We start from the raw sequence: 22,638 nt of genomic DNA, 5'->3' as shown, positions 1-22,638 counted from the left end.
GGCCAAAAACGCACGTACCCAGGACGAAACCGGCGGGTGAAGCCGGCCGGTCACGGCGTGTGCAGGTGAGCTGCGCTCGCCGCCCGGCGGGGAATGGAAGACGGTTGCTTCCGGAAACTTCCCGCGCCGGTATTACCCGGATCGGGTGCAAAGGGTCTCTCTCAGCCTCGCCGCCCCGGCATGAAAATCATGCCGCCTGTGGGCGAAGCACCCCTGTTTCGTCGCAGGTCATTAGACCATAAAAGGCGCGGCGCCCGCAAACCAGCGGTCCGCCGTCGCTGCCGCGATTTTGATCTGGCACCGTCTAACGAGATGTCGATGCGAAGCGGCCCGGCGGTCTGGCACAATGCCGTGACCGGTGCCGAAAAAACGCGGCGCGCGCGGCACTCGTGGCCGCATGCGTGGCGGCGGAATCACGGCGGACGCCGGCCCCGAAAAATTAATTTTCGCTTAAGGGCGTCACGCCAGAATCGGGCGCCCGTCCGGACTCGCGTTCATCGCGATGGCGCGATGCCCGGCCAGGTATCGCAGACCCGCCGCAGTCACGGCCTCGCAAAGGGCCGGCTGTTAGCGGGATCGCCCGACATGGGTAACCAGATCGGACCCGTACGCCGCCGGAATGCACTTCGGGTCAGCACTTCATCAGGACGCTCATGACACCACATACTTCCGCCAGCCCCGCGCTGCCGTCCGACGAAAAGGTCTCCGCCTGGAGCCTGATCAAGCCTTACTGGGTTTCCGAGGAACGAGGCATCGCATGGGCGCTGCTCGTCGCGATCATCGTGATGAACCTGATCGTCGTCTGGATCAACGTGCGCCTGAACCGCTGGAGCGCAGACTTCTACAACGCGCTGCAACAGAAGAACGTCCACGACTTCCCGCATCTGTTGATGATTTTTACCGGACTCGCGTTCGGCTTCATCATCCTCGCCGTGTATGGGCGCTATCTGCGCCAGATGCTCGGATTCCGCTGGCGCCAGTGGCTGACCACCCGCTACCTGAACGAGTGGCTCAACGACAGCGCGTTCTACCGCATCGAGCGTGACCGCCTCGCCGACAACCCGGACCAGCGGATCAGCGACGACCTGCAGTCGTTCGCGACCACCACGCTGTCGCTGACGCTCGATCTGCTGTCGACCGTCGTCACGCTGGTGTCGTTCATCACGATCCTGTGGACGCTCGCGGGCGCGCTGAGTATTTCGCTCGGCGGCATGCCGCTGCATATCCCCGGCTATATGGTGTGGGCCGCCGCGCTGTATGCGGTGGTCGGTTCGCTCGTTATGCAGAAGGTCGGCCATCCGCTCGTGTCGATCAACTATCAGGCGCAGAAGGTCGAGGCGGATTTCCGTTTCGGTCTGATCCGGCTGCGTGAGAACGCCGAGCAGATCGCGTTCTACAACGGCATGGAAACCGAGAAGACGAACGCGCGCACGCTGTTCGGCCGCATCCGCGACAACTGGTGGCAGGTGATGAAGTACACGAAGCGCCTGACCTTCGTGCTGAGCTTCTACGGCCAGATCGCGATCATTTTCCCGATCGTCGTCGCCGCGCCGCGCTACTTCGCGGGCGCGTTCACGTTCGGCGTGCTGATGCAGATTTCGAGCGCGTTCGGCACCGTCAGTGATTCGTTCTCGTGGTTCATCAACAGTTATACGAGCCTCGTCGAATGGCGCGCGACCGTGAACCGGCTGCGCGAATTCAAGCGCGTCGTGCATGCGCCGCGTCTGAAGGAATCGGTGTCGCCGGCCACGGAACACGGCGGCATCAACCTGCATTTCGTCGACAGCAACACGCTCACCACCGACAGCCTCACGCTCGCGCTGCCCAATGGCAACCCCCTGTCGCGCATCCGCGATATCGCGATCCGGCCGGGCTCGCGCTGGCTCGTGCGCGGTCCGTCGGGCGCCGGCAAGAGCACGCTGATGCGCGCGCTCGCGGGCCTGTGGCCGTTCGGCGACGGTTCGATCGACGCGCCGGTCAATGCCCGCATGATGTTCATCCCGCAGGTCAGCTACATGCCGATCGGCACGCTGAAGGCGGCGCTCGCGTATCCATCGGCGGCGGACACCTATGGCGACGACGAATGCCGCGACGCGCTCATCACCTGCCATCTGTCGGAATACGCGGACCGTCTGCAGGAAACGGGGCACTGGACCCGCGTGCTGTCGCCGGGTGAGCAGCAGCGCTTCGCCGCCGCGCGCGTGCTGCTGCACAAGCCTGACTATCTGTTCCTCGACGAAGCGACCAGCGCGCTCGACGCGGAAAACGAGGCGCGGCTCTATCGACTGTTCACCGAGCGGTTGCCGAAGGCGGCGATCGTCAGCGTCGCGCATCGCGAATCGCTTGCTGCGTTCCATGACGAAACGCTCGACGTCGAGCGTTCGGCCGAAGCGATAGCGGCGTAAGCGACGCGCGCGGCGCTCAGGTCAAAAAAGCGCACGACGCCGCTCCGCGCGTCGTGCGAAACATCCGGAAAGACACGAGAAGAGTTCGGAAGCATTTGCGAAGCGCACAAGCTGTTCCGCGCTTTGAAAATGCCTGCGAGCAGCGACCATAGTCGTACGGGCCGCGCCATGCGTCGGCCTTCGTTGACGTCAGTCACGTCTTTGATCGCAACCGCTCTCCGGACTTCTCGCCCATGTCATTCGCTCGCCGTGTTTCACCTTTTCTCCCGTCTTTGCTCCCGCGCCTCGCGCTCGCCTGCGGCGCCGCGCTGCTCGTCACGAACACCGTCGATGCCGCGCAAACGGCCGAGCCGAATCAGCCCGCCGATATCTGCGCGGCGCTGACGCACATCGTCGATGCGAGCGATTTCCGGCAACTGCCGGGCGAGACCGCAGCGCAACTGCCGGGCGTCTCCCACTCCGACGATTGCCGCGCCACCGCGCACGCGTACGACTGCCACTGGCGCGCGCACTGGCAAGCCGACGGCGTCATCAACGATCCGCTCGAAGAACTCGGCGCCGACATCGCCGCCTGTTTTCCGCGCGTCGTGCACGACGTCAACACACCTGTGCGCCAGCATTTCGTCGTGACCACCGACGCGCGCCGCGTGAACGTCACCGCAAGCGTGCAAGGTCAGAACGAACTGCGACTGCGCGTGACGCGCTGAGCGCGCGGCCGTTGCTGCTTTCGATGACCCAGCGAATCTCGTGACCGGGATCGGGCGCCGCATTATGACCTCGCCGCCAACCGTGCGCGCGCCAGCCGCAACCAGGCCTTCGCGTCCGGGTCGGGTCGCCTCGCTGATATCGCGGCGTCGCTGCGCCCTCGCCGCCTTCGCCGCGACGCTGACACTCACGCTCGACGGCTGCGCATGGACGCTGATCCAGGCCGCCGACGCCACCGGTTCCGTGATCCAGGCCGGCTACGCGATCGCGTCTAACTACTCGTCGCCGACCTTCGTCAATGGCCGGCCCGCGGATGTGCAGCACGTGTGCATCGAAGTGAACCCGACGGTGTCGGTCGGCGATTTCGTGCCGGCGCTGCAGCTCGCGCTCGAGCGGCGCGGCATTCGTTCGGACGTCTACAATCCGGGCACTTCACCCGCCGGCTGCGAAGCGCGGCTCGTCTACAACGCCGCGATCGACTATGGGCGTCGCTCGTTCAGCGACGAATCGATCCAGTACCTGTCGATCATCGATCTGACGCTGATCCAGAGCGGTCGCATTCTGGTCACGGCGCGCTATCAGACGGGCGGCCTGAACACCGACCGCTTCTCGTCGGCCTCGGTGAAGCTTGGCGGCTTGATCGAGCGGATGGTCGTCGATCGAACCGATTTCGCGCGCCAGGAGCAGCAACAGCAGACCTTGCAGACCTCGCAGGCCTTCGCGCCGACCCACTGAATACCCGCAGCTTGGGGTTCGCTTGCAGCGTCTTACACGGGAAAGGATTGGAAAGCGGTATGCGCTTTGCGCGGCCCGTGGGCATCACTATGATCACCTGAATGAACCAGACCATCCTGATCGTCGATGACGATCCCGTCGTACGCGAGCTCGTCAGCGAGTATCTGCACGGGCGCGGCTTTAACGTCGCCACGCTCGAAAATGGCTCGGCGTTGCAGCGCAGATTGCAGCAGGAGCGCCCCGCTCTCGTCGTGCTCGACATCATGATGCCGGAGCTCGATGGCATCAGCGCGCTGCGCGCATTGCGCGTCGCTGGCGACGACATTCCCGTGATTCTGCTGACCGCGCGCTCCGATCCGATCGATCGCGTGATCGGCCTCGAGCTCGGCGCCGACGACTATCTCGGCAAGCCGTTCGAACCGAGCGAGCTCGTCGCGCGGATTCGCACCGTGCTGCGTCGTCGCGGCTCGATCGCGCCGGGCGCGCCCGAGCAACGCGCGCCCTATCATTTCGGCCGTTTCGAAGTGAACTTCCCCGCGCGCGAACTGCGCCGCGGCGGCGAACGCATCACGCTGCGTTCGAGCGAATTCGCGATGCTGAAGGTGTTCGTCACGCATGCGATGACCGTGCTCACGCGCGCGCAGTTGCTCGAGAAACTGCACGGCAATAGCGACGCGCATCGCAATCGGAGTCTCGACGTGTCGATCTGGCGCTTGCGTCGCCTGATCGAAGTGGACCCGTCGGAACCGCGCTACGTGCAGACAGTGTGGGGACGCGGCTATGTGTTCGTGCCGGACGGCGAGATCGGCGCGGCCGAGCGCGGGCTCACGCCGCCGCTCGGCTAGCGGTGCGAGTCGAACTGATCGAAGCCAGTTGATGCGATCTGCGCGCCGCGCATAACGGGCACCGCGCTGACGCGGCCGACAGTCAAAACGTCAGCACACTCAGAAACATCCGCTGCAGCCAGCCCATCGTCGTCGCATCGTTGACCATGCCGAGGCCCGCCTGCTCGATGCGCGCGTTCGCGACCTTGCTCGACGCAACGTAATTGCCCGCTTCGATATCCTTGGGATTGACGATGCCCGACAACCGAAGACGGTCACGGGTACCGCTCATCGCGATCACCTTCTCGCCCGACACGACGAGATTGCCGCCCGACACCGTGCCGATCACGGTCACGGCGAGCGTGCCCGTCATGTCGCTGATGTCGCTCAGACGGCCCTGCCCTTTGTAGTCGGTGCTGGCCGAGCCGATGTTGAACAGTTTCGCGAGCCGCGCGGCGGCGTTCGTCGATTGGTCCGCCGCGGCCGCGGTGATGCTGCTCGCGCGGTTCGCCGATGCGCTCCCGCTGTTGTTGCCGCTATACGATTCGGACAGCCGGATCGTCAGCACGTCGCCGATATGCTGCGCGCGCGGCGTCTCATACAGCAGCAGCGGTGCGCCGGCCTGATAGATCGCGCCTTGCGTGTTGACGTTCAAAGGCGCGGATGCGAGCGGCGGCGCCATCGGCGTTTCGACGATCGACCTCGTCTGCGCGCTCGAACAGGCCGCGAGACAGCTCGCGGCGCCGAACACAAGGATGAGACGTAATGCGGTCATGCTGGCTCCGTGGCGAGAAAGATGAAATGGAGTTGAAGCGTGGCGGCGCTAGTGGGTCGCCACCCGCTTTCGGCGTTGGGCTCATTCCGATAGTCAGGCTTGCCAGACAATCATCAGCCCGCGTCGGCGCCGCTCGCCTGCCACTGCCGCACGACCGCTTTCATCCACGCATCCGAGCCCTTCAGCAGATACGTGAGCGTGCCGTTGCGGCTGCGCGGCAGAAAGCAAAGCGTGATCGAACTGACCGCGTTCTCCCATACGTACATCGGCATCGCGCCCGGTGCCGCCGCGTTGCGCGTCGCGAGACGCGGCGGCCCAAAACGATCTTCGAGCGCGTCGCGCAGATCCTCCGCGGTCAGTTCGTCGATCACGAACGACATCTCGTAGAGACGCAATGCGCCTTGCCCGTCGATACGCGTAAAGCGCATCACATGTTCGAGTGCCGGCGCGCCATCGACCACCGCCTGCGACACCGCCCAGCGCTCATCATCGCGATGCGCCCAGCGGCACGCGACGCTCAGGCTATCGTGCGATTTCAGCCGCATGCCGAGCGCACCTGCCTGCACGTCGGTCTCGCAGATCGGCACGCTGCCGATCGGCGTCGCGCGGACGGCCGAGCCCGCGCGGAATTCGTCGATCGTGATGCCGAGCGCGACGCCGCGAAACGAAAACGGCGCGTCCGGCAAGCGCCGCCGCGTGTCGGTGACGACGATATTCGATGCCGCGCTGGCCGCCTTCGGACTGCGCGCGTCAGGCTGCGCATGCGCGGCGCACGTCAGCACACCGCCGAGCAGCATCAATGCACCGACCATCCTGGTGAGCGTCATGATTCAGTCGATCGCGGAAGCGCACATGTCGAAAGGCGTCGCCGCCGCATGGCCGACGACCGGCAGCACTTTCAGGGTCGCCGCCGTGACCCGGCACGGCAGCGCCGCGGCGCCGCAGCCGCCCAGCGGCAACAGCAGCGAGCCGGCAAGGAGCCACGCCAGGGCGCGACTCCGACGCTCAGTAGTTCTGGATAACAGCACGCGGACCTCGCCAGTTCACGCCGTCGTGTTGACCAGATGACCGATGAGCCCCGTCCCCGGCACAGGCAGTGCAGGCTGCTGGAGCGCACTGCTTTGCTGCGATTTCGCCGCTGCGTTGGTGGAACCCGAACTGGAGGACTTTTCCGTGGCTGGCGTCTTCGCCAGCGTGGAGAAAGGCGCGGAACTGAGAGTGTTGTGGATCGTCATGATGGACCTCGCGAAGGTGCGCATTGCGCGCTGGTGTCGGTTGAACGACGCACGCCGTCGTCCGAGGCAGCGGACCTCGTTCGGCGTGCGGAGCGACTTGCTGCGGAACGAATCATCGCGCCGCGCAAGTGCCGACGATGGGCCAAGCAAAGCACGCTTTCGCGCGGTTGTTACGATCCGTTTCGTGGGCTTGCGAGGACTTTCCAGTGCTTGCCAGGCGTGGTCATCGCGTGGCGGTCGTTGCGGAGAGCAGGGGCAGGCAGTGCTACAGTAGGCGCGGAACCTTCGCTGATTCGCCACGGCGCGCGCCCGCCAGCGCCCCGCGGCGCACAGTAAGCGTTGGTAAGGAAATGCGCGGTCGCGCGTCGGGCGCGCCAGTCTAGAATTTCGCCATGAATCCACAGGTCCTTATCGTCGACGACGATCCGGTCGTACGCGATCTGCTTTGCAAGTTTCTGCAGTCCAACGGTTTCGATGCGTCCGTGCTGCATGACGGCACTCATTTGCAGCGTCGTCTCGAGCGTGAGCGGCCGTCGGTCGTCGTGCTCGACATCATGATGCCGAACACCGACGGCCTGCGCGCGCTCACCGCGTTGCGCGCCGCCGGCGACGACATCCCGGTGATCTTCGTGACCGCGCGCGGCACGGTGGCCGATCGCATCGTCGGTCTGTCGCTTGGCGCGGACGACTATCTGACCAAGCCATTCGATCCGCGCGAACTGCTGGTGCGCATCCAGACCGTGCTGCGCCGGCGCGGGCCGTCCACCACGAGCGCGCCCGAAGCCCGCAAGCGCTATCACTTCGGTCCGTTCGAACTGGACTTCGCGACGCGCTCGCTGAGCCGCGACGACGCCAAGCTGCCGCTGCGCGACAGCGAATTCGCGCTGCTGAAGATCTTCGTCAACAATCCGTACAAGGTGCTCTCGCGCGTGCTGATTCATGATCTCGTGCATCGCGACGATCTCGCCTTCCGCGACCGCAGCCTCGACGTGCCGATCTGGCGCCTGCGCCGCGTGATCGAGGACGATCCGTCGAACCCGTGCTACGTGCAAACGGTGCGCGGCAAGGGCTACGTCTTCGTGCCCGACGCCAACGGCACCCCCTTCGAGGACGGGGCCACCCCGAGCGCATGAGAAACCCGCTGAACACGCTGTTCGGCAGAATGGCGTTGCTGTCGGCGGCGGTGCTGTTCGCGATTCAGGCGAGCTGGTTCGTGCTGGTGACGATGCAGCCGCCGCGCCATGAAATCGACGGCTTCGCGCGCGGCATTCTGCTCGTGCTGCAGGCGATCAACGGCGAGCCGATCAAGGGCGCCGCGCTCGCGCCGGCGATGCGCGTGCATCTGGTACCCACCTGGAACATGCCGACCAGCGTGCATCTGCGTGAGCCGCACGAGCATATGCTGATCGAGCTGAGCCGGCATCTGCGCGAGAACCTGCCGGCCGGCACGCAGATCGCCGTCGACGATCTGCGTCCGCCGCAACTGTGGGTGTTGTCTCCGGGCAAGTCGAACTGGGTCGTCGTTCCGGTCGACGTTCCGCCGCCGCCGCGCTTTCTGATCGAATCCGTCTCGATGCTGGCCGCCGGACTGATCCTGTCGCTGTTCGCGGTTTGGCAGATGCAACGGCCGTTGCTGCGCGTCGCCGATGCGTCGCGCGCATTCGGCTCGGGCGGCCGGCCCGAACCCGTGCCGGTGCAGGGCCCGCGCGAACTGCGCGATCTGATCGGCTCGTTCAACGACATGATGCGGCGCCTGAACGAAGCCGGCGACGACCAGGCGGTGATGCTCGCCGGCGTCGCGCACGATCTGAAGGCGCCGCTTACGCGCCTGAAGCTGCGCGCAAGCGTGCTGGTCGATGAAAACGAGCGCGCGGGCCTGATCCGCGACGTCGATGCGCTGACCAACATCGTCCAGCAGTTCCTCGAATTCGCGGGCCAATCGGCGGACGCCGGCCCGCCGGTCGAAGTCGACGAGTTCTTGCGCGAGCAGTTTTCCTCGAGCGATTACCCGGAGGCCGCTGAACCCGCCGAAGCCGCGGACCCCGCCGAAACCCCGCTCTTCGCACTCGACTTGCGCGCCGGCCCGTCGTTCACGCTGCCGCGCACGCTGCTCGACCGGCTGGTGACGAACCTCGTCGACAACGCGCTCGAACACGGCATGCCGCCGGTGGAAATCTCAACCGCGTGCAACGAGGGGCATTGGATCATCAGCGTGCGCGACCACGGCCCCGGCATTCCCGACGACCGCATCGCCGCGGCGATGAAGCCGTTCGTGCGGCTCGACGCCGCGCGCGGCGGCGAAGGCCATTGCGGCCTCGGTCTCGCGATCGTCGCGCGGCTCGCGCACCATCGCGGTGGACGCTGCCTCGTGCGCAATCACGCGCGGGGCGGGCTCGACGTACGGATCGAATTGCCGGTGGACCCGGCGCTGACGTGAGGATGCGCGTAGGTAAGGGGGCGCGCTAAGGGCACTTACCTGTCCTTACCGCATCGGCTGTCGCGCGGGTTGCGGCCTTATAGTTGCCCCCGGGCAACCTCGATGCCGCCCTTCTCCGTCCGCCCGCTCCTCTGGGGCGGACTTTTTTTCGCCATCGGACGGCCCAAGCGCGTTAATGCACGAGCCGATTGCGCAGCGCGTCGACCGTTGCCGTGGAAAGGCCGAGGCCTTGCGTCAGGTAGCTCGCCATCGTGCCGTAACTCGCCTGGACCTGGTCGAAGCCCGCCTGCAGATAATTCTCGTCGACGTCGAACAACGGCGCTCTCGCCGCGGCGATGGCCGCGCCTTCCTGCGCGCGCAACGTGGTGGTTTGGGCAGCTATCGACGGCGCGAGATAGACGTTGCTGAGCAGGTAGTCCTGCATGATCACGTCGAGCGGAACGTTGGCGATGCTGAGCAGCAGTGCCGCGACCCATCCCGCGCGGTCCTTGCCCGCACTCGAATGGAATAGCTGCGCGCCCGTGCCGTTGGCCAGCGCGCTGAGCAACGCGCCATAGGCGGCTCGCTGCGGCGCGCCCGTCACATACGCGCGCGCCTGCGCCTGCATGAATGCGACGGCGTCGACGGACGAGTCGACCGGGGGCGTGACGAAGTCGTTCGTGCCGAGCACATTCAGCGTGGCGGATGTCGCGCCGCCCGGCAGCACGTCGGCGGTGCGCGCGATTTCGGCGGGCGTGCGCAGGTCGAAAACCGACACGATGCCGAGCCTGCCGAGTGTCGCCGCGTCCGTGCCGCTCAGCGTCAGCGCATTCGCGCGAAAGAACACGCCGCGCCGCATCTGCTTGCCGTCGACGGTCAGATAGCCGGCCGCCGCGCCGCCGACATCGCGGAAATTGCTGACCGACACGAGTCGCGGCGTAGCCGGCTGCTCGGCTTCGAGACTGCCGCCGCACGCGGACAGCAGCGTGCTGCCGAAGCCCGCGGCCAGCATCGCACCGGCGGAGCCCCTCAGAAAGCGTCGCCGCGCCGCAGAGGTTTCGCCCAGCACGCCTCGCTCCACGGGCACGGTCGTGCTCGTAAGGGCGCGGAAAGGCGAACGGTTTTTCGCGGTGACGGGCATCGGGGGCGACGGGTTATAGGAGGGTCGGGTGGGCAGCCGGGCTGCAAGCGCAGTTTAACGTTGACCAATAAGTTTTGCGTTACATCGTAGGGTTTAGTAAGAAAAAAGAGGGCCGGGCGCGCGCCAACACATACCGCGTGACGCTCGCGCGTCATTGCAAATGAGGCGGACAGAACGCACTGCGGCGAGGCAAAAAGAAAACCGGGCTCCCCCTTTCAGGCGAGCCCGGTTTCTTTTTTACTGCATCGCTTTACCGCTACAGGCGCCCTTCTTGGGGCACCTTGTCGTCTCCGCGTCTTCCTGAAATTGAAGACGCTTAACGTGGCAGTTCGGAATGGCCCATCAGGAACGCATCGACCGAACGTGCGCACTGACGGCCTTCGCGGATCGCCCATACCACGAGCGACTGGCCGCGACGCATGTCGCCCGCCGTGAACACCTTGTCCACCGACGTGTAGTACGCCTTGTCGCCCTCGGTCGTAGCGCGCACGTTGCCGCGCGCATCCTTGTCGACGCCGAATGCTTCGAGCACCGGCGAGACCGGCTGCGTGAAGCCCATCGCGAGCAGCACGAGGTCGGCCTTCATTTCGAATTCGGAGTTCGGCACTTCGACCATCTTGCCGTCCTTCCATTCGACGCGCGCGGCGATCAGCTTCTCGACCTTGCCGTTCTTGCCTTCGAGGCGCTTGGTCGCAACCGCCCAATCGCGCTCGCAGCCTTCCTCGTGCGACGACGACGTGCGCAGCTTGATCGGCCAGTACGGCCACACGAGCGGCTTGTTCTCTTCTTCCGGCGGCTGCGGCAGCAGTTCGAACTGCGTGACGCTCTTTGCGCCATGACGGTTCGACGTACCCACGCAGTCCGAACCGGTATCGCCACCGCCGATCACGACGACGTGCTTGCCCTTCGCGATCAGCTGGTTCGGCACCTTGTCGCCGGCGTTGACCTTGTTCTGCTGCGGCAGGAACTCCATCGCGTAGTACACGCCTTCGAGCTCGCGGCCCGGCACCGGCAGATCGCGCGGCGTTTCCGAACCACCGGCGATCACGACCGCGTCGAACTGTTCGTTCAATTCGGCCGGCGTGATGGTTTCCTTCGCGGTGTTGCCGATGTGCGCCGGCAGCGAGTCCGGCTTGCCGATGAACACGTTGGTGCGGAACGTCACGCCTTCGGCTTCCATCTGGCGCATGCGGCGGTCGATCTGCCACTTCTCCAGCTTGAAGTCGGGGATGCCATAACGCAGCAGACCGCCGATCCGGTCGTTCTTCTCGAACACGGTCACGTCATGACCGGCGCGCGCGAGCTGCTGGGCAGCCGCGAGACCCGCGGGGCCCGAGCCGACCACGGCGACCTTCTTGCCGGTCTTGTGCTTCGGCGTTTGCGGCGCGACCCAGCCTTCGGCCCAAGCCTTGTCGATGATCGCGTGCTCGATCGACTTGATGCCGACCGGGTCGTCGTTGATGCCGAGCGTGCACGCCGCTTCGCACGGCGCCGGGCAGATGCGGCCCGTGAACTCGGGGAAGTTGTTGGTCGAGTGCAGCACTTCGATCGCGTTCTTCCAGTCCTGACGGAACACCAGGTCGTTGAAGTCCGGGATGATGTTGTTGACCGGGCAGCCGTTGTTGCAGAACGGAATGCCGCAGTCCATGCAACGCGCGCCTTGAATCTTCGCTTCGTCGTCGGTCAGTGCCGCGACGAATTCCTTGTAGTGCTTCACACGCGTGAGCGGAGCCTCGTACGTCTCGTGGCGACGTTCGAACTCGAGAAAACCGGTTGCCTTGCCCATGTGGTTCTCTTCTCTATCTGTATCTAGGGGTAATCTGGACCCGCCGCGCGTCGATCGATCGGCACGCGGCGGGTACGTCTAAATGTGACTTGCGACGGCAGTTCAGGCGGCGAGCACTTCGCTGTTCGCCTTCTTCGCGGCGAGTTCGCCGAGAGCGCGCTTGTATTCGGTCGGGAACACCTTCACGAACTGACGGCGTGCCGCGTCCCAGTTTTCGAGCAGCGCCTTCGCGCGCGGGGAGCCCGTGAACTGGAAGTGACGCTCGATGAGCCCCTTGAGCAGCGCTTCGTCGGTCGTGTCGCGATGCCACACGCCCTTGTCGACCGTGCGCTCCTGTTCGGCCTGTTGCAGCACCGGGTCGAGCGAAACCATCGACTTGTTGCACTTGCTCGCGAAGGTGCCGTCCGGATCGAACACGTACGCGATACCGCCCGACATGCCGGCCGCGAAGTTGCGGCCCGTCTCGCCGAGCACGACCACCGTGCCGCCCGTCATGTATTCGCAACCGTGATCGCCCGTGCCTTCGACGACCGCCGTCGCGCCCGAGTTACGCACGCAGAAACGCTCGCCCGCGACGCCGCGGAAGAAGGCTTCACCTTCGATCGCGCCGTACATCACCGTGTTACCGCAGATGATGTTCTCTTCCGACTTGCCGCGGAAATCGTTGGTCGGACGGATGATGATGCGGCCACCCGACAGACCCTTGCCGACGTAGTCGTTGCCGTCGCCGACCAGATCCAGCGTGATGCCCTTTGCGAGGAACGCGCCGAAGCTCTGACCCGCGGTGCCTTTCAGCTGGATGTGGATCGCGTCGTCCGCGAGACCTTCGTGGCCGTATTTCTTCGCGATCGTGCCCGACAGCATCGCGCCGACCGTGCGGTTCACGTTGCGCACCGGCTGGATGAACGACACGTGCTCGCCCTTCTCGATCGCGGCCTTCGCCTTCTCGATCAGCGTGTGGTCGAGTGCGCGGTCGAGGCCGTGATCCTGCACGTCGACGTGCTTGCGTGCGACTTCGGCCGGCACTTGCGGCTGATAGAACACGCGCGAGAAGTCGAGACCCTTCGCCTTCCAGTGCTCGATGCCCTTCTTCGTGTCGAGCAGTTCCGCGCGGCCGATCAGGTCGTCGAACTTGCGGATACCGAGTTGCGCCATGATTTCGCGCGCTTCTTCCGCAACGAAGAAGAAGAAGTTCACGACGTGTTCCGGCTGGCCTTGGAACTTCGCACGCAGCACCGGATCTTGCGTCGCGACGCCCACCGGGCACGTGTTCAGATGGCACTTGCGCATCATGATGCAGCCTTCGACGACGAGCGGCGCCGTCGCGAAGCCGAATTCGTCAGCGCCGAGCAGCGCGCCGATCACGACGTCGCGGCCGGTCTTCATCTGACCGTCGGCCTGCACGCGGATACGGCCGCGCAACTGGTTCAGCACCAGCGTCTGCTGCGTTTCGGCGAGACCCAGTTCCCACGGCGTGCCCGCATGCTTGATCGACGACAGCGGCGACGCTCCCGTACCGCCGTCATGACCGGCGATCACGACGTGATCCGCCTTCGCCTTCGCGACACCGGCGGCAACCGTACCGACGCCCGACTCAGACACAAGCTTCACCGAGATGCTCGACGATGCGTTCACGTTCTTCAGATCGTGAATGAGCTGTGCCAGGTCTTCGATCGAGTAGATGTCATGGTGCGGCGGCGGCGAGATCAGGCCGACGCCCGGCACCGAGTAACGCAGCTTGCCGATGTAGTCCGACACCTTGTGGCCCGGCAGCTGACCGCCTTCGCCCGGTTTCGCGCCTTGCGCCATCTTGATCTGGATCTGGTCGGCCGATGCGAGGTATTCCGCCGTCACGCCAAAGCGGCCCGACGCGACCTGCTTGATGCGCGAGCGCAGCGAATCGCCTTCCTTCAACGGAATGTCGACGACCACTTCGTCGCCGATCACGGACTTCATCGTGTCGCCGTTCCTGATCGGAATGCCGCGCAGTTCGTTGCGATAACGGTTCGCGTCTTCACCGCCTTCACCGGTGTTCGACTTGCCACCGATGCGGTTCATCGCGACGGCGAGCGTAGCGTGCGCTTCGGTGCTGATCGAGCCCATCGACATTGCGCCGGTCGCGAAACGCTTGACGATTTCCTTCGCCGGCTCGACTTCGTCGAGCGGGATCGCCTTGGTCGGATCGAACTTGAACTCGAACAGGCCGCGGAAGGTCATGTGACGCTTGGTCTGATCGTTGATCAGATGCGCGTATTCCTTGTACGTCTGGTACGAGTTGCTGCGCGCCGAGTGCTGCAGCTTGGCGATCGCATCCGGCGTCCACATGTGTTCTTCGCCGCGCACGCGGTATGCGTACTCGCCGCCCGCGTCGAGCATGTTGGCGAGAACCGGGTTGTCGCCGAACGCCTCGCGATGCAGACGGATCGCTTCTTCCGCGACGTCGAACAGACCAATGCCGCCGACCTTCGACGACGTGCCGTGGAAGTACTTCGCCACCAGATCCGAAGCAAGACCGACCGCCTCGAAAATTTGCGCGCCGGTGTACGACATGTAGGTCGAAATGCCCATCTTCGACATGACCTTCTGCAGGCCCTTGCCGACTGCCTTCGTGAAGTTGTAGACCGCCTTTTCAGCCGACAGGTCGCCCTTCAGGCCGGCCGCGAGCTGGCTCAGCGTTTCCATCGCGAGGTAGGGGTGCACGGCTTCCGCGCCATAGCCCGCGAGCAACGCGAAGTGGTGCGTTTCACGCGCCGAACCGGTTTCGACGACCAGACCCGTGCTCGTGCGCAGACCTTGCTGCACGAGGTGTGTGTGGATCGCGGCGGTTGCGAGCAACGCCGGAATCGCGACGTTGTCGCGGTCGGTCTTGCGGTCCGACACGATAAGCATGTTGTAGCCGGACTTGACCGCATCGACGGCTTCGGCGCACAGCGACGCGAGACGCGCTTCGATGCCTTCCTTGCCCCAGGCGACCGGATAGCAGATGTTCAGTTCGTACGAGCTGAACTTGCCGCCGGTGTACTGATCGATCGCGCGGATCTTCGCGATGTCCTTGAAGTCGAGCACCGGCTGCGACACTTCGAGACGCATCGGCGGGTTGATGTTGTTCGTGTCGAGCAGGTTCGGCTTCGGGCCGATGAAGGACACGAGCGACATCACCATGTTTTCACGGATCGGGTCGATCGGCGGGTTCGTGACCTGCGCGAACAGCTGCTTGAAGTAGTGGTACAGCGTCTTGTTCTTGTTGGACATGACCGCGAGCGGCGAGTCGTTGCCCATCGAGCCGACGGCTTCCTCACCCGCTTGCGCCATCGGCGCCATCAGGAACTTCAGGTCTTCCTGGGTGTAGCCGAACGCCTGCTGGCGATCCAGCAGCGCAGCAGCTTCGCGGCGTTCCGTCACGACGTCTTCGGCCTTCGGCTCGATCTCGTCGAGCTTGATGCGCACGGCGTCGATCCAGCTCTTGTACGGCTTGGCGTTGGCGAGGTTGTCCTTCAGTTCCTTGTCGTCGATGATGCGGCCGTGCTCCATGTCGATCAGGAACATCTTGCCCGGCTGCAGACGCCACTTCTTGACGATCTTCGATTCGGGAATAGGCAGCGTACCGGCTTCCGACGCCATGATGACGAGGTCGTCGTCGGTGACGATGTAGCGCGCCGGACGCAGACCGTTACGGTCGAGCGTCGCGCCGATCTGGCGGCCGTCGGTGAACGCGATCGCGGCGGGGCCGTCCCACGGTTCCATCATCGCGGCGTGGTATTCGTAGAACGCCTTGCGGTTCTCGTCCATCAGCGTGTGCTGTTCCCAGGCTTCCGGGATCATCATCATCATCGCGTGAACGAGCGGATAGCCGGCCATCACCAGCAGTTCGAGACAGTTGTCGAACGATGCCGTATCCGATTGGCCCGGATAGATCAGCGGCCACAGCTTCGGCAGATCGTCGCCGAGCACGTGCGAGGCGATCGCGCCGGTACGCGCGTTCAGCCAGTTGACGTTGCCTTTCACCGTGTTGATTTCGCCGTTGTGGGCGATCATGCGGTACGGGTGTGCCAGTTCCCACGCCGGGAACGTGTTGGTCGAGAAGCGCTGGTGCACAAGGGCGAGCGCCGACACGACGCGCTCGTCCTGCAGGTCGCGGTAGTACACGCCGACCTGGCCCGCGAGCAGCAGACCCTTGTAGACGACCGTGCGTGCAGAACACGACGGCACGAAGTATTCTTTGCCGTGCTTGAGCTTCAGCGCCTGGATGCGGTGGCTCGCGGTCTTGCGGATGATGTACAGCTTCCGCTCGAGCGCGTCGGTCACCATGATGTCCTTGCCGCGGCCGATGAAGATCTGGCGGATCAGCGGCTCGCTCGCCTTCACGGTCGGCGAGATCGGCATCGCGTGGTCGACCGGCACGTCGCGCCAGCCGAGCACGACCTGACCTTCGGCCTTCACCGTGCGCTCGAGCTCCTGTTCGCAGGCGATGCGCGACGCGTGCTCCTTCGGCAGGAAGATCATGCCGACGCCGTATTCGCCAGCGGGCGGCAGCGTCACGCCCTGGCGGGCCATCTCTTCGCGATAGAAGCCGTCCGGAATCTGGATCAGGATGCCCGCGCCGTCGCCCATCAGCGGATCGGCGCCGACGGCGCCCCGGTGGTCGAGGTTCTCGAGAATCTTCAAGCCCTGCTGGATGATTTCGTGACTCTTGTGGCCCTTGATATGGGCGACGAAGCCGACGCCGCAAGCGTCATGCTCGTTTTGCGGGTCGTACAGACCTTGGGCGGCGGGAACCGGGTGAATCGGTTGCTGGTGGTCGTTCATGGGGACACCGTCTGTGAGGAGGCCGGACAGGCCGTTAAACCATTATTTTTTTGCCGCAGTGCGCTTCGCGACCACGACGGCGCTCTTCTGGCAGCAAGACTGCGCGGGGACGAAAAGCGTCGGAAATCGGAATATACGCGACGAATCAAGGAAATAGCAAATAAAACGTAGTGATCCGCCCCCGATTATCAAATTGGTGCATTGCGGCTATTTTTTATTGGTGCCACATCGATTTGAAGCAAAAGAAAACGGCATACGAAATGCCGTCTTCATGCAGTCCTTTGATGCAAAACGCTTTATTCCGATTTAAAGCGGCTCTATCGGCGGCGCTGGGTAGCAAGCGTCGCCGCGTCACTGCGTATGCGGCGTCTCGCGCACCTTGCGTGGCCGGCCACGCGGAAGCGGCGACACGCGTCGGTTCGCGGCGCGCGCCGCCCACTCGCGGTAAGTGTCGCTGCCGAGTACCCAACCCTTCAATGTGGCTTGCTGGAGCTGACTGGCTTCGCGCTCGTCGAGCGGTTGCTCGCACAGTTCGCGATAAGCACGCTGTCGCTCGAACGGCGTGTTGCCGAGCGACCAGTAGAGAGGGTGATCCGTGATCAGGCTGTCGAGGGTAAGGCCGATGTGATGACGATAGCTCGACCAACGATAGTCCTCGGCCGCGTTGACCAGTTGCAAGCGCACCGGACACATTTCGACCACCCGGCTCGCCAGCAGGAAGTAGCGCTCACCTTCGATCACCGTGGCCCGGTAACGGCCCTCCCACAAGGTGCCGCGACGCGCATAGCGCCGGTTGAAGTGCGCGACGTAGCGCCGCCCGACAGCCTGCATCGCCTTGGGCAGGCTCGACTCCTCGGTGGGCGTCACGAGCAGTTGCACGGCGCCCGGCATCAAGGCGTAAGCGTGGATGGAAAGGTGATGGTCCCGGGAAGCCGCCTTCAGACAGTCGATGAAAAGCTCGTAGTCCTGGTCGTCGACGAAGGCGGGCTGCTGATCGAGCCCGCGGAGGATGACGTGCTGCGGCTGGTCGGGGACATAAAGACGTGCAAGCCGTGCCATGCTGGAGTGTCCAATAGTCGCGTTGGTATATACCCGAAGGTCCGAAGATCCGCATGCGCGCAAGGTTCGGCGCCATGCGGCCAAGCCAGAAACCACGCGGCGCTTAGGGAGAAAACTCTAACCGCCGCGTATGGTTTGTTTCAAACGTTGTAGTCATAATGAGCGGGCCTTTTTTGGAGGAGCACATATGAAATTAAAACAGGCCGTAACGGGGATGGCAGTGCTTGCCTGCATGAGCACGGCAGCGCACGCACAATCGGCCGGCAGCTTTTACGTCACGACGGGCTGGTTCCACCTGGCGCCCCAATCGAGCAGCGACCCGCTGACCGTGACCAGCATTGGCGGCAGCCCAACCAACATCACCGAAGCCAACACCGGCGCTTCGCTGGGTTCGGCCGACACCATCGGCTTCACCGCCGGATACTTCGTCACCGACCACATCGCCACCGAATTCGTCATTGGCGTGCCGCCTACTTTCGACCTGTCAGGCACGGGCAGCCTCGCGCAGTTCGGTAAGATCGGGCAGGCCAAACAGTGGAGCCCGACTCTGCTGTTCAAGTACTACTTCAACGCGCCGACCGCTGCGTTCCGGCCGTATCTCGGTGTGGGTGTGAGCCGCATCTGGTTCACCGACGAGCACATCACCAACAGCTCATTCCAAGCCAACGTTCTGCATGGTCCGACCAGTGTCTCGACGGATAGTTCGTGGGAACCCGTGTTTAATGCGGGCTTCCATTACTCCTTCAATCAACACTGGTTCGCCGGCGTGTCGATCTCGTACCTGCCGCTCAGCACGACCGCGAAGCTCAATTCGGCAGCGACCACGCCCGTCGGCACGCTGAACGTGCAATCGCAAACCAAGATCAAACTGAACCCGATCGTCACCTACGTCAACATCGGTTACCGTTTCTAACGCATCGCGACAGCAGGTGGCTTGAATTAGGGTAGTCGAATTTTCGCGCCCTGGGGTACGCCGTCATCGAGCAGATGACGGCGTTCTTGTTTGGCGTCGCGGTGGCATCGGCATAGCAGTGTCATCCGGCATCGGCGTTTGTAAATTTGACGCGAATGCGACGCGCCTGCGTGCAATATCTGGCAACGTTATGGCCACGCGAAGCGTGCCGCGAGGCGCGCGCTGCCACGTTACGGGCGATGCGACGCTTGGCATCGAAGTTGCGTTGGATGGCGTTTCCTACGCTGCGACGTGATACTGCGTCTGCGCATAGCGTGTCCGCGCGACGATGCGCGGGGCCTTTCAACTCATCGACGGAGCGACCATGACAGCACTTCCAAATACGCGAGACGCCCTCGGCGAATCCTGGACCAGCGCGAGTCGCCGTGCGCGGCGCATCGCTCGCCATAGCCGCCATGCGGCCGAAGATATCGCGGTCGAGTTGCGCACCCTGCTGTCGGAACTCGAATCGACCTTGGCCGACGGCACGCAGGCCGACGCCGTGGCTTTGCGCGGCAGGCTGCGCAAACAGTTGGACGCCGCGCGCGAGCGGCTGAACGACACGCGCGATGCAATGCGCGACCGCGCGGGCGTCGCGATCTCGGACGCCGATCACTATGTGCATGAGAATCCGTGGCAGACGATTGCGATCGTCGGCGGGCTTGCGCTGGTGGCGGGGGCGCTGTTCGCGTCGCGTTCGCGATGACGCTGGCTTGCGCGGTTTGAGGGTGCTGGCAAGGAGGCGCGACGGCCGCTTCGATGCGGCAAGGTCGAACGTTGCCCCCCTTGCCGCAGCTAGCCGCTAGCGACTAGTTATCGTCGATCACGAACAGCCGCCGATACTCCTTCAACGCGTAGCGATCGGTCATCCCCGCGATGTAATGCGCGATCAGACGTGGCTGGCGCGCCGCATCGCTCGATTGATAGTCCGGCGGCAGCAGGCGCGGATCGTCGGTGAACGCGTCGAACAGCCCGACCACGACGCGGCGTGCCTTGTTGGCCATGCGCATCACGCGATAGTGGCGGTACATGTTTCTGAACAGAAAGCGCTTGAGCGCCGCGGCCTGCGCGGCGATCGCATCACTGTGCGCAACGAGCGGGGGCGCCGCGCGCACGTCGTCGAGTGACGCCGGTGCGTAGCGCGCGAGATTGGCCCGCGTCGTCTCGATCAGATCGACAATCAGCGTATTGATCACGCGCCGCACCGTCTCGTGAATCAGCCGACGCCCTTCGATCTGCGGGTAGTCGCCGCGCGCCGCCTCACAATGCGTCTGCCAGAGCTCCACTTCGGCGAGTTGCTCGAGCGACAGCAGACCGGAGCGCAAACCGTCGTCCACATCGTGATTGTTGTACGCGATTTCGTCAGCGACGTTGGCGATCTGCGCTTCGAGGGACGGTTGACGTCCTTCGAGAAAACGCTCGCCCAACTCGCCGAGCCGGCGCGCGTTGTCGCGCGAGCAATGTTTGAGAATGCCCTCGCGCGTCTCGAAACACAGGTTCAGGCCGTTGAATGCTCCGTAGTGCTCTTCAAGTTCATCGACGACCGCGAGGCTCTGCAGATTGTGCTCGAAGCCGCCATGCTCGCGCATGCATTCGTTCAACGCGTCCTGGCCGGCGTGACCGAACGGCGTATGGCCGAGATCGTGCGCGAGCGAAATCGCTTCGACGAGATCTTCATTGACGCGGAGGTTACGCGCGACCGAGCGCGCGATCTGCGCAACTTCGAGGCTATGGGTAAGACGCGTGCGAAACAGGTCGCCCTCGTGATTGACGAATACCTGAGTCTTGTATTCGAGCCGCCGGAACGCGGTGGAGTGAACGATGCGGTCGCGGTCGCGCTGAAACTCGGTGCGCGCGCTCGGCGCGGTTTCCGCATAGCGACGTCCACGCGACTGGCTCGAATGCGCCGCGTACGGCGCGAGATGCGCTTCGAGCGCCTGCTGGGTCGGCGCGGGGACGGCGGGTGCGGCCACCGCGGCAGCGGCATCCGCGGCGATGGCCGTGGCGCCGATGGCGCCGTTCCCGGCGCCCGCGCGCGCGCTTGCCGCGTCATGCTGGATATCGTCGCTGCGCCTGTCAGTCACCGGGTTCTCCGAAACATGGGCGGCGCCTCGTGACGCGGGTGCGTGAAGCGTGGCTGCAGGGCCGTGTTGAATCTAGACGGCGGCGGCCAGCGTCGCATGCACTTCGGCGTCGGGCGCGCGGGTGATCAGTGTCTCACCGAAACGCTTCAGCAGAATGAACTTGATCGTGCCGCCTTCTGCTTTCTTGTCGATCTGCATCAGCTCGACGTAGCGATCCGTGCCGAGCGCGGGAGCACGCGCGGGCAGATGCGCGGCAAGCACCAGGTCGACGAGTCGCTTGCGCGACGCTTCGTCCAGATGGCCGAGGCGCACGGACAGATCCGCCGCCATCACCATCCCGCAGCCGACCGCCTCGCCGTGCAGCCACTCGCCATAGCCGAGTCCGGCTTCGATCGCGTGGCCGAACGTATGGCCGAAGTTCAGGATCGCGCGCAGACCACCTTCGCGCTCGTCCTGCGCCACCACCGACGCCTTGATCTCGCACGAACGTTTGACCGCCTCGGTCAACGCCGCCGGCTCGCAGCGGTTCAAAGCCTCGACATTGGCCTCGATCCAGGTGAAGAAACCGGCATCGGCGATCGCGCCGGTCTTGATGACTTCCGCAATGCCCGCAGCGAGTTCGCGCGCGGGCAGCGACCGCAATACGCCGATGTCGGCGATCACTGCCTGCGGCTGGTAGAACGCGCCGATCATGTTCTTGCCGAGCGGATGGTTGATGCCGGTCTTGCCGCCGACCGACGAATCCACCTGCGACAGCAACGTGGTCGGCACCTGGATGAACGGCACGCCGCGCATGTAGCACGCGGCGGCAAACCCGGTCATGTCGCCGATCACACCGCCGCCGAGCGCGATCAGCGTGGTCTTGCGGTCGGCGCGCGAGCCGAGCAGCGCGTCGAAGATCAGGTTCAGCGTCTGCAGGTTCTTGTGCGCTTCGCCGTCCGGCAGAACCACCGTGGACACCTGCTTGTTCAGCGGCGCGAGCGCGGCGCGCAGCTTGTCGCCGTAGAGCGGATCGACGGTGCTGTTGGTGACGATCGTGACTGAGTTGCCGGCGATATGCGGCTTGAACAGATCGGTCCGGCCGATCAGGTCGGCACCGATATGAATGGGATAGGCGCGCTCGCCCAGTTCGACGTTGACGGTAATCATACGGTCCATTATGACGCAGGATGTTTGGCGACGCCGGCCATCTCGAGCTGCATCAGAACCATGTTGACGAGCCCGTTGACCGAGGGCCGGCCGGTTTCAATCACAAAGTGCGCGCATTCGCGGTACAGCGGGTCGCGCACTTCATAGAGCGCTTCGAGGCGCGCCTTGGGGTCTTCCGTTTGCAGCAGCGGACGATTCTTGTCGCGGCGCGTGCGCAGCCACAGGTCATGCGGATTGGCGCGCAGATAGATCACGAGGCCGCGGCTTTTCAGCGCTTCGCGGTTTTCCGGCCGCAGCACCGCGCCGCCCCCGGTCGCGAGCACGATATTGTCGCGCGCGGTCAGCTCCGAGATCACGCTCGCTTCGCGATCGCGAAAGCCCGCTTCGCCCTCCAGTTCGAAGATCACGGGAATGCGCGCGCCCGTGCGCGCCTCGATTTCATGGTCGGAATCGAAGAACGGGCGCTCGAGACGGCGCGCAACCGCCCGACCCACAGTGGTCTTTCCTGCCCCCATGAGCCCTACGAAAAAAACATTGGCGTGTGCGTCCCGCGCTTGCAACGGTGT

General features: G+C 64.4%; 19 protein-coding genes and 1 riboswitch. Of the genes, 8 read left to right on the top strand and 11 right to left on the bottom strand.

What is annotated here, in order from left to right; genetic code table 11:
• Positions 1–101 precede the first annotated feature (101 nt).
• Positions 102–225, bottom strand: a riboswitch (TPP riboswitch).
• Positions 226–653: 428 nt separating this feature from the next.
• The 4 genes from QFZ94_RS32025 to QFZ94_RS32010 all read left to right on the top strand — a co-directional run bounded on the left by QFZ94_RS32025 (position 654) and on the right by QFZ94_RS32010 (position 4,690).
• The gene (locus tag QFZ94_RS32025; protein ID WP_368584360.1) at positions 654–2,405 is read left to right on the top strand and encodes an ABC transporter ATP-binding protein/permease; all 1,752 of its coding nucleotides are present in this window, start codon (positions 654–656) and stop codon (positions 2,403–2,405) included.
• Positions 2,406–2,638: 233 nt separating this feature from the next.
• On the top strand, positions 2,639–3,112 hold the full coding sequence (locus QFZ94_RS32020; RefSeq protein ID WP_429461744.1) for a hypothetical protein: 474 nt from the start codon (positions 2,639–2,641) through the stop codon (positions 3,110–3,112).
• 64 nt (positions 3,113–3,176) lie between these two features.
• Positions 3,177–3,845: a hypothetical protein gene (locus QFZ94_RS32015; RefSeq protein ID WP_429461742.1), complete on the top strand. Its 669-nt coding sequence runs from the start codon at positions 3,177–3,179 to the stop codon at positions 3,843–3,845.
• A 101-nt stretch (positions 3,846–3,946) separates the two neighbouring features.
• Entirely contained in the window at positions 3,947–4,690 is a 744-nt protein-coding gene (locus QFZ94_RS32010; RefSeq protein ID WP_429461740.1) for a response regulator, read from the top strand.
• Between the two features lie 82 nt (positions 4,691–4,772).
• Here the strand turns inward: QFZ94_RS32010 and QFZ94_RS32005 are convergent, their stop codons facing one another.
• From QFZ94_RS32005 to QFZ94_RS31990, 4 genes are all read right to left on the bottom strand, one after another.
• The gene (locus QFZ94_RS32005) at positions 4,773–5,444 is read right to left on the bottom strand and encodes a flagellar basal body L-ring protein FlgH (RefSeq protein WP_429461738.1); all 672 of its coding nucleotides are present in this window, start codon (positions 5,442–5,444) and stop codon (positions 4,773–4,775) included.
• 113 nt (positions 5,445–5,557) lie between these two features.
• Positions 5,558–6,271 (bottom strand): hypothetical protein, encoded by a 714-nt coding sequence (locus tag QFZ94_RS32000; protein WP_429461736.1) that lies wholly within the window; start codon positions 6,269–6,271, stop codon positions 5,558–5,560.
• A 3-nt stretch (positions 6,272–6,274) separates the two neighbouring features.
• Positions 6,275–6,472: a DUF6726 family protein gene (locus QFZ94_RS31995; RefSeq protein ID WP_410850225.1), complete on the bottom strand. Its 198-nt coding sequence runs from the start codon at positions 6,470–6,472 to the stop codon at positions 6,275–6,277.
• Between the two features lie 15 nt (positions 6,473–6,487).
• Complete coding sequence (locus tag QFZ94_RS31990) at positions 6,488–6,679, bottom strand: hypothetical protein (RefSeq protein WP_429461734.1); 192 nt, start codon at positions 6,677–6,679, stop codon at positions 6,488–6,490.
• A gap of 392 nt (positions 6,680–7,071) precedes the next feature.
• Between QFZ94_RS31990 and QFZ94_RS31985 the strand changes: the two genes are divergently transcribed.
• Positions 7,072–7,812, top strand: coding sequence for a response regulator (locus tag QFZ94_RS31985; RefSeq protein WP_429461732.1), 741 nt, complete (start codon positions 7,072–7,074; stop codon positions 7,810–7,812).
• Positions 7,809–9,116, top strand: coding sequence for an ATP-binding protein (locus QFZ94_RS31980; protein ID WP_368584369.1), 1,308 nt, complete (start codon positions 7,809–7,811; stop codon positions 9,114–9,116). Before QFZ94_RS31985 ends, QFZ94_RS31980 begins: the two co-directional genes overlap by 4 nt.
• 172 nt (positions 9,117–9,288) lie before the next feature.
• On the opposite strand, the gene QFZ94_RS31975 is transcribed toward QFZ94_RS31980, so the two are convergent.
• From QFZ94_RS31975 to QFZ94_RS31960, 4 genes are all read right to left on the bottom strand, one after another.
• A complete protein-coding gene (locus tag QFZ94_RS31975; RefSeq protein ID WP_429461729.1) occupies positions 9,289–10,236 on the bottom strand; it encodes a tyrosine-protein phosphatase in 948 nt (315 codons plus the stop codon).
• Positions 10,237–10,552: 316 nt separating this feature from the next.
• Positions 10,553–12,022: a glutamate synthase subunit beta gene (locus QFZ94_RS31970; RefSeq protein ID WP_410850221.1), complete on the bottom strand. Its 1,470-nt coding sequence runs from the start codon at positions 12,020–12,022 to the stop codon at positions 10,553–10,555.
• 102 nt (positions 12,023–12,124) lie between these two features.
• On the bottom strand, positions 12,125–16,828 hold the full coding sequence (locus tag QFZ94_RS31965; protein ID WP_410850220.1) for a glutamate synthase-related protein: 4,704 nt from the start codon (positions 16,826–16,828) through the stop codon (positions 12,125–12,127).
• Between the two features lie 351 nt (positions 16,829–17,179).
• The gene (locus QFZ94_RS31960; protein ID WP_013090727.1) at positions 17,180–17,887 is read right to left on the bottom strand and encodes a transposase; all 708 of its coding nucleotides are present in this window, start codon (positions 17,885–17,887) and stop codon (positions 17,180–17,182) included.
• A gap of 187 nt (positions 17,888–18,074) precedes the next feature.
• Here QFZ94_RS31960 and QFZ94_RS31955 point away from each other — a divergent pair, with 187 nt between their 5' ends.
• Positions 18,075–18,800, top strand: a complete 726-nt coding sequence (locus QFZ94_RS31955; RefSeq protein ID WP_368584374.1) for an OmpW/AlkL family protein — start codon at positions 18,075–18,077, stop codon at positions 18,798–18,800.
• A 364-nt stretch (positions 18,801–19,164) separates the two neighbouring features.
• On the top strand, positions 19,165–19,545 hold the full coding sequence (locus QFZ94_RS31950) for a DUF883 family protein (protein WP_013090729.1): 381 nt from the start codon (positions 19,165–19,167) through the stop codon (positions 19,543–19,545).
• 103 nt (positions 19,546–19,648) lie between these two features.
• On the opposite strand, the gene QFZ94_RS31945 is transcribed toward QFZ94_RS31950, so the two are convergent.
• The 3 genes from QFZ94_RS31945 to QFZ94_RS31935 form a co-directional block, all read right to left on the bottom strand.
• Positions 19,649–20,836, bottom strand: a complete 1,188-nt coding sequence (locus tag QFZ94_RS31945; protein WP_368584400.1) for a deoxyguanosinetriphosphate triphosphohydrolase — start codon at positions 20,834–20,836, stop codon at positions 19,649–19,651.
• A gap of 159 nt (positions 20,837–20,995) precedes the next feature.
• Complete coding sequence (gene aroB, locus QFZ94_RS31940; RefSeq protein ID WP_368584375.1) at positions 20,996–22,081, bottom strand: 3-dehydroquinate synthase; 1,086 nt, start codon at positions 22,079–22,081, stop codon at positions 20,996–20,998.
• The gene (locus QFZ94_RS31935; protein WP_026228368.1) at positions 22,081–22,632 is read right to left on the bottom strand and encodes a shikimate kinase; all 552 of its coding nucleotides are present in this window, start codon (positions 22,630–22,632) and stop codon (positions 22,081–22,083) included. Before QFZ94_RS31935 ends, aroB begins: the two co-directional genes overlap by 1 nt.
• Positions 22,633–22,638 lie beyond the last annotated feature (6 nt).

It is taken from the genome of Paraburkholderia sp. JPY465, from assembly GCF_050436725.1.
GTDB classification, from domain to species: domain Bacteria; phylum Pseudomonadota; class Gammaproteobacteria; order Burkholderiales; family Burkholderiaceae; genus Paraburkholderia; species Paraburkholderia youngii.
Note: the sequence above shows the minus strand (reverse complement) of the source record. Positions and strands in the feature narration are given on the sequence as shown.

Excerpts from the sequence above, each read along its gene's own strand:
- QFZ94_RS32025 (WP_368584360.1), top strand. The coding sequence starts at position 654 with ATGACACCACATACTTCCGCCAGCCCCGCGCTGCCGTCCGACGAAAAG.
- QFZ94_RS32020 (WP_429461744.1), top strand. The coding sequence starts at position 2,639 with ATGTCATTCGCTCGCCGTGTTTCACCTTTTCTCCCGTCTTTGCTCCCG.
- QFZ94_RS32015 (WP_429461742.1), top strand. The coding sequence starts at position 3,177 with ATGACCTCGCCGCCAACCGTGCGCGCGCCAGCCGCAACCAGGCCTTCG.
- QFZ94_RS32010 (WP_429461740.1), top strand. The coding sequence starts at position 3,947 with ATGAACCAGACCATCCTGATCGTCGATGACGATCCCGTCGTACGCGAG.
- QFZ94_RS32005 (WP_429461738.1), bottom strand. The coding sequence starts at position 5,444 with ATGACCGCATTACGTCTCATCCTTGTGTTCGGCGCCGCGAGCTGTCTC.
- QFZ94_RS32000 (WP_429461736.1), bottom strand. The coding sequence starts at position 6,271 with ATGACGCTCACCAGGATGGTCGGTGCATTGATGCTGCTCGGCGGTGTG.
- QFZ94_RS31990 (WP_429461734.1), bottom strand. The coding sequence starts at position 6,679 with ATGACGATCCACAACACTCTCAGTTCCGCGCCTTTCTCCACGCTGGCG.
- QFZ94_RS31985 (WP_429461732.1), top strand. The coding sequence starts at position 7,072 with ATGAATCCACAGGTCCTTATCGTCGACGACGATCCGGTCGTACGCGAT.
- QFZ94_RS31980 (WP_368584369.1), top strand. The coding sequence starts at position 7,809 with ATGAGAAACCCGCTGAACACGCTGTTCGGCAGAATGGCGTTGCTGTCG.
- QFZ94_RS31975 (WP_429461729.1), bottom strand. The coding sequence starts at position 10,236 with ATGCCCGTCACCGCGAAAAACCGTTCGCCTTTCCGCGCCCTTACGAGC.
- QFZ94_RS31970 (WP_410850221.1), bottom strand. The coding sequence starts at position 12,022 with ATGGGCAAGGCAACCGGTTTTCTCGAGTTCGAACGTCGCCACGAGACG.
- QFZ94_RS31965 (WP_410850220.1), bottom strand. The coding sequence starts at position 16,828 with ATGAACGACCACCAGCAACCGATTCACCCGGTTCCCGCCGCCCAAGGT.
- QFZ94_RS31960 (WP_013090727.1), bottom strand. The coding sequence starts at position 17,887 with ATGGCACGGCTTGCACGTCTTTATGTCCCCGACCAGCCGCAGCACGTC.
- QFZ94_RS31955 (WP_368584374.1), top strand. The coding sequence starts at position 18,075 with ATGAAATTAAAACAGGCCGTAACGGGGATGGCAGTGCTTGCCTGCATG.
- QFZ94_RS31950 (WP_013090729.1), top strand. The coding sequence starts at position 19,165 with ATGACAGCACTTCCAAATACGCGAGACGCCCTCGGCGAATCCTGGACC.
- aroB (WP_368584375.1), bottom strand. The coding sequence starts at position 22,081 with ATGGACCGTATGATTACCGTCAACGTCGAACTGGGCGAGCGCGCCTAT.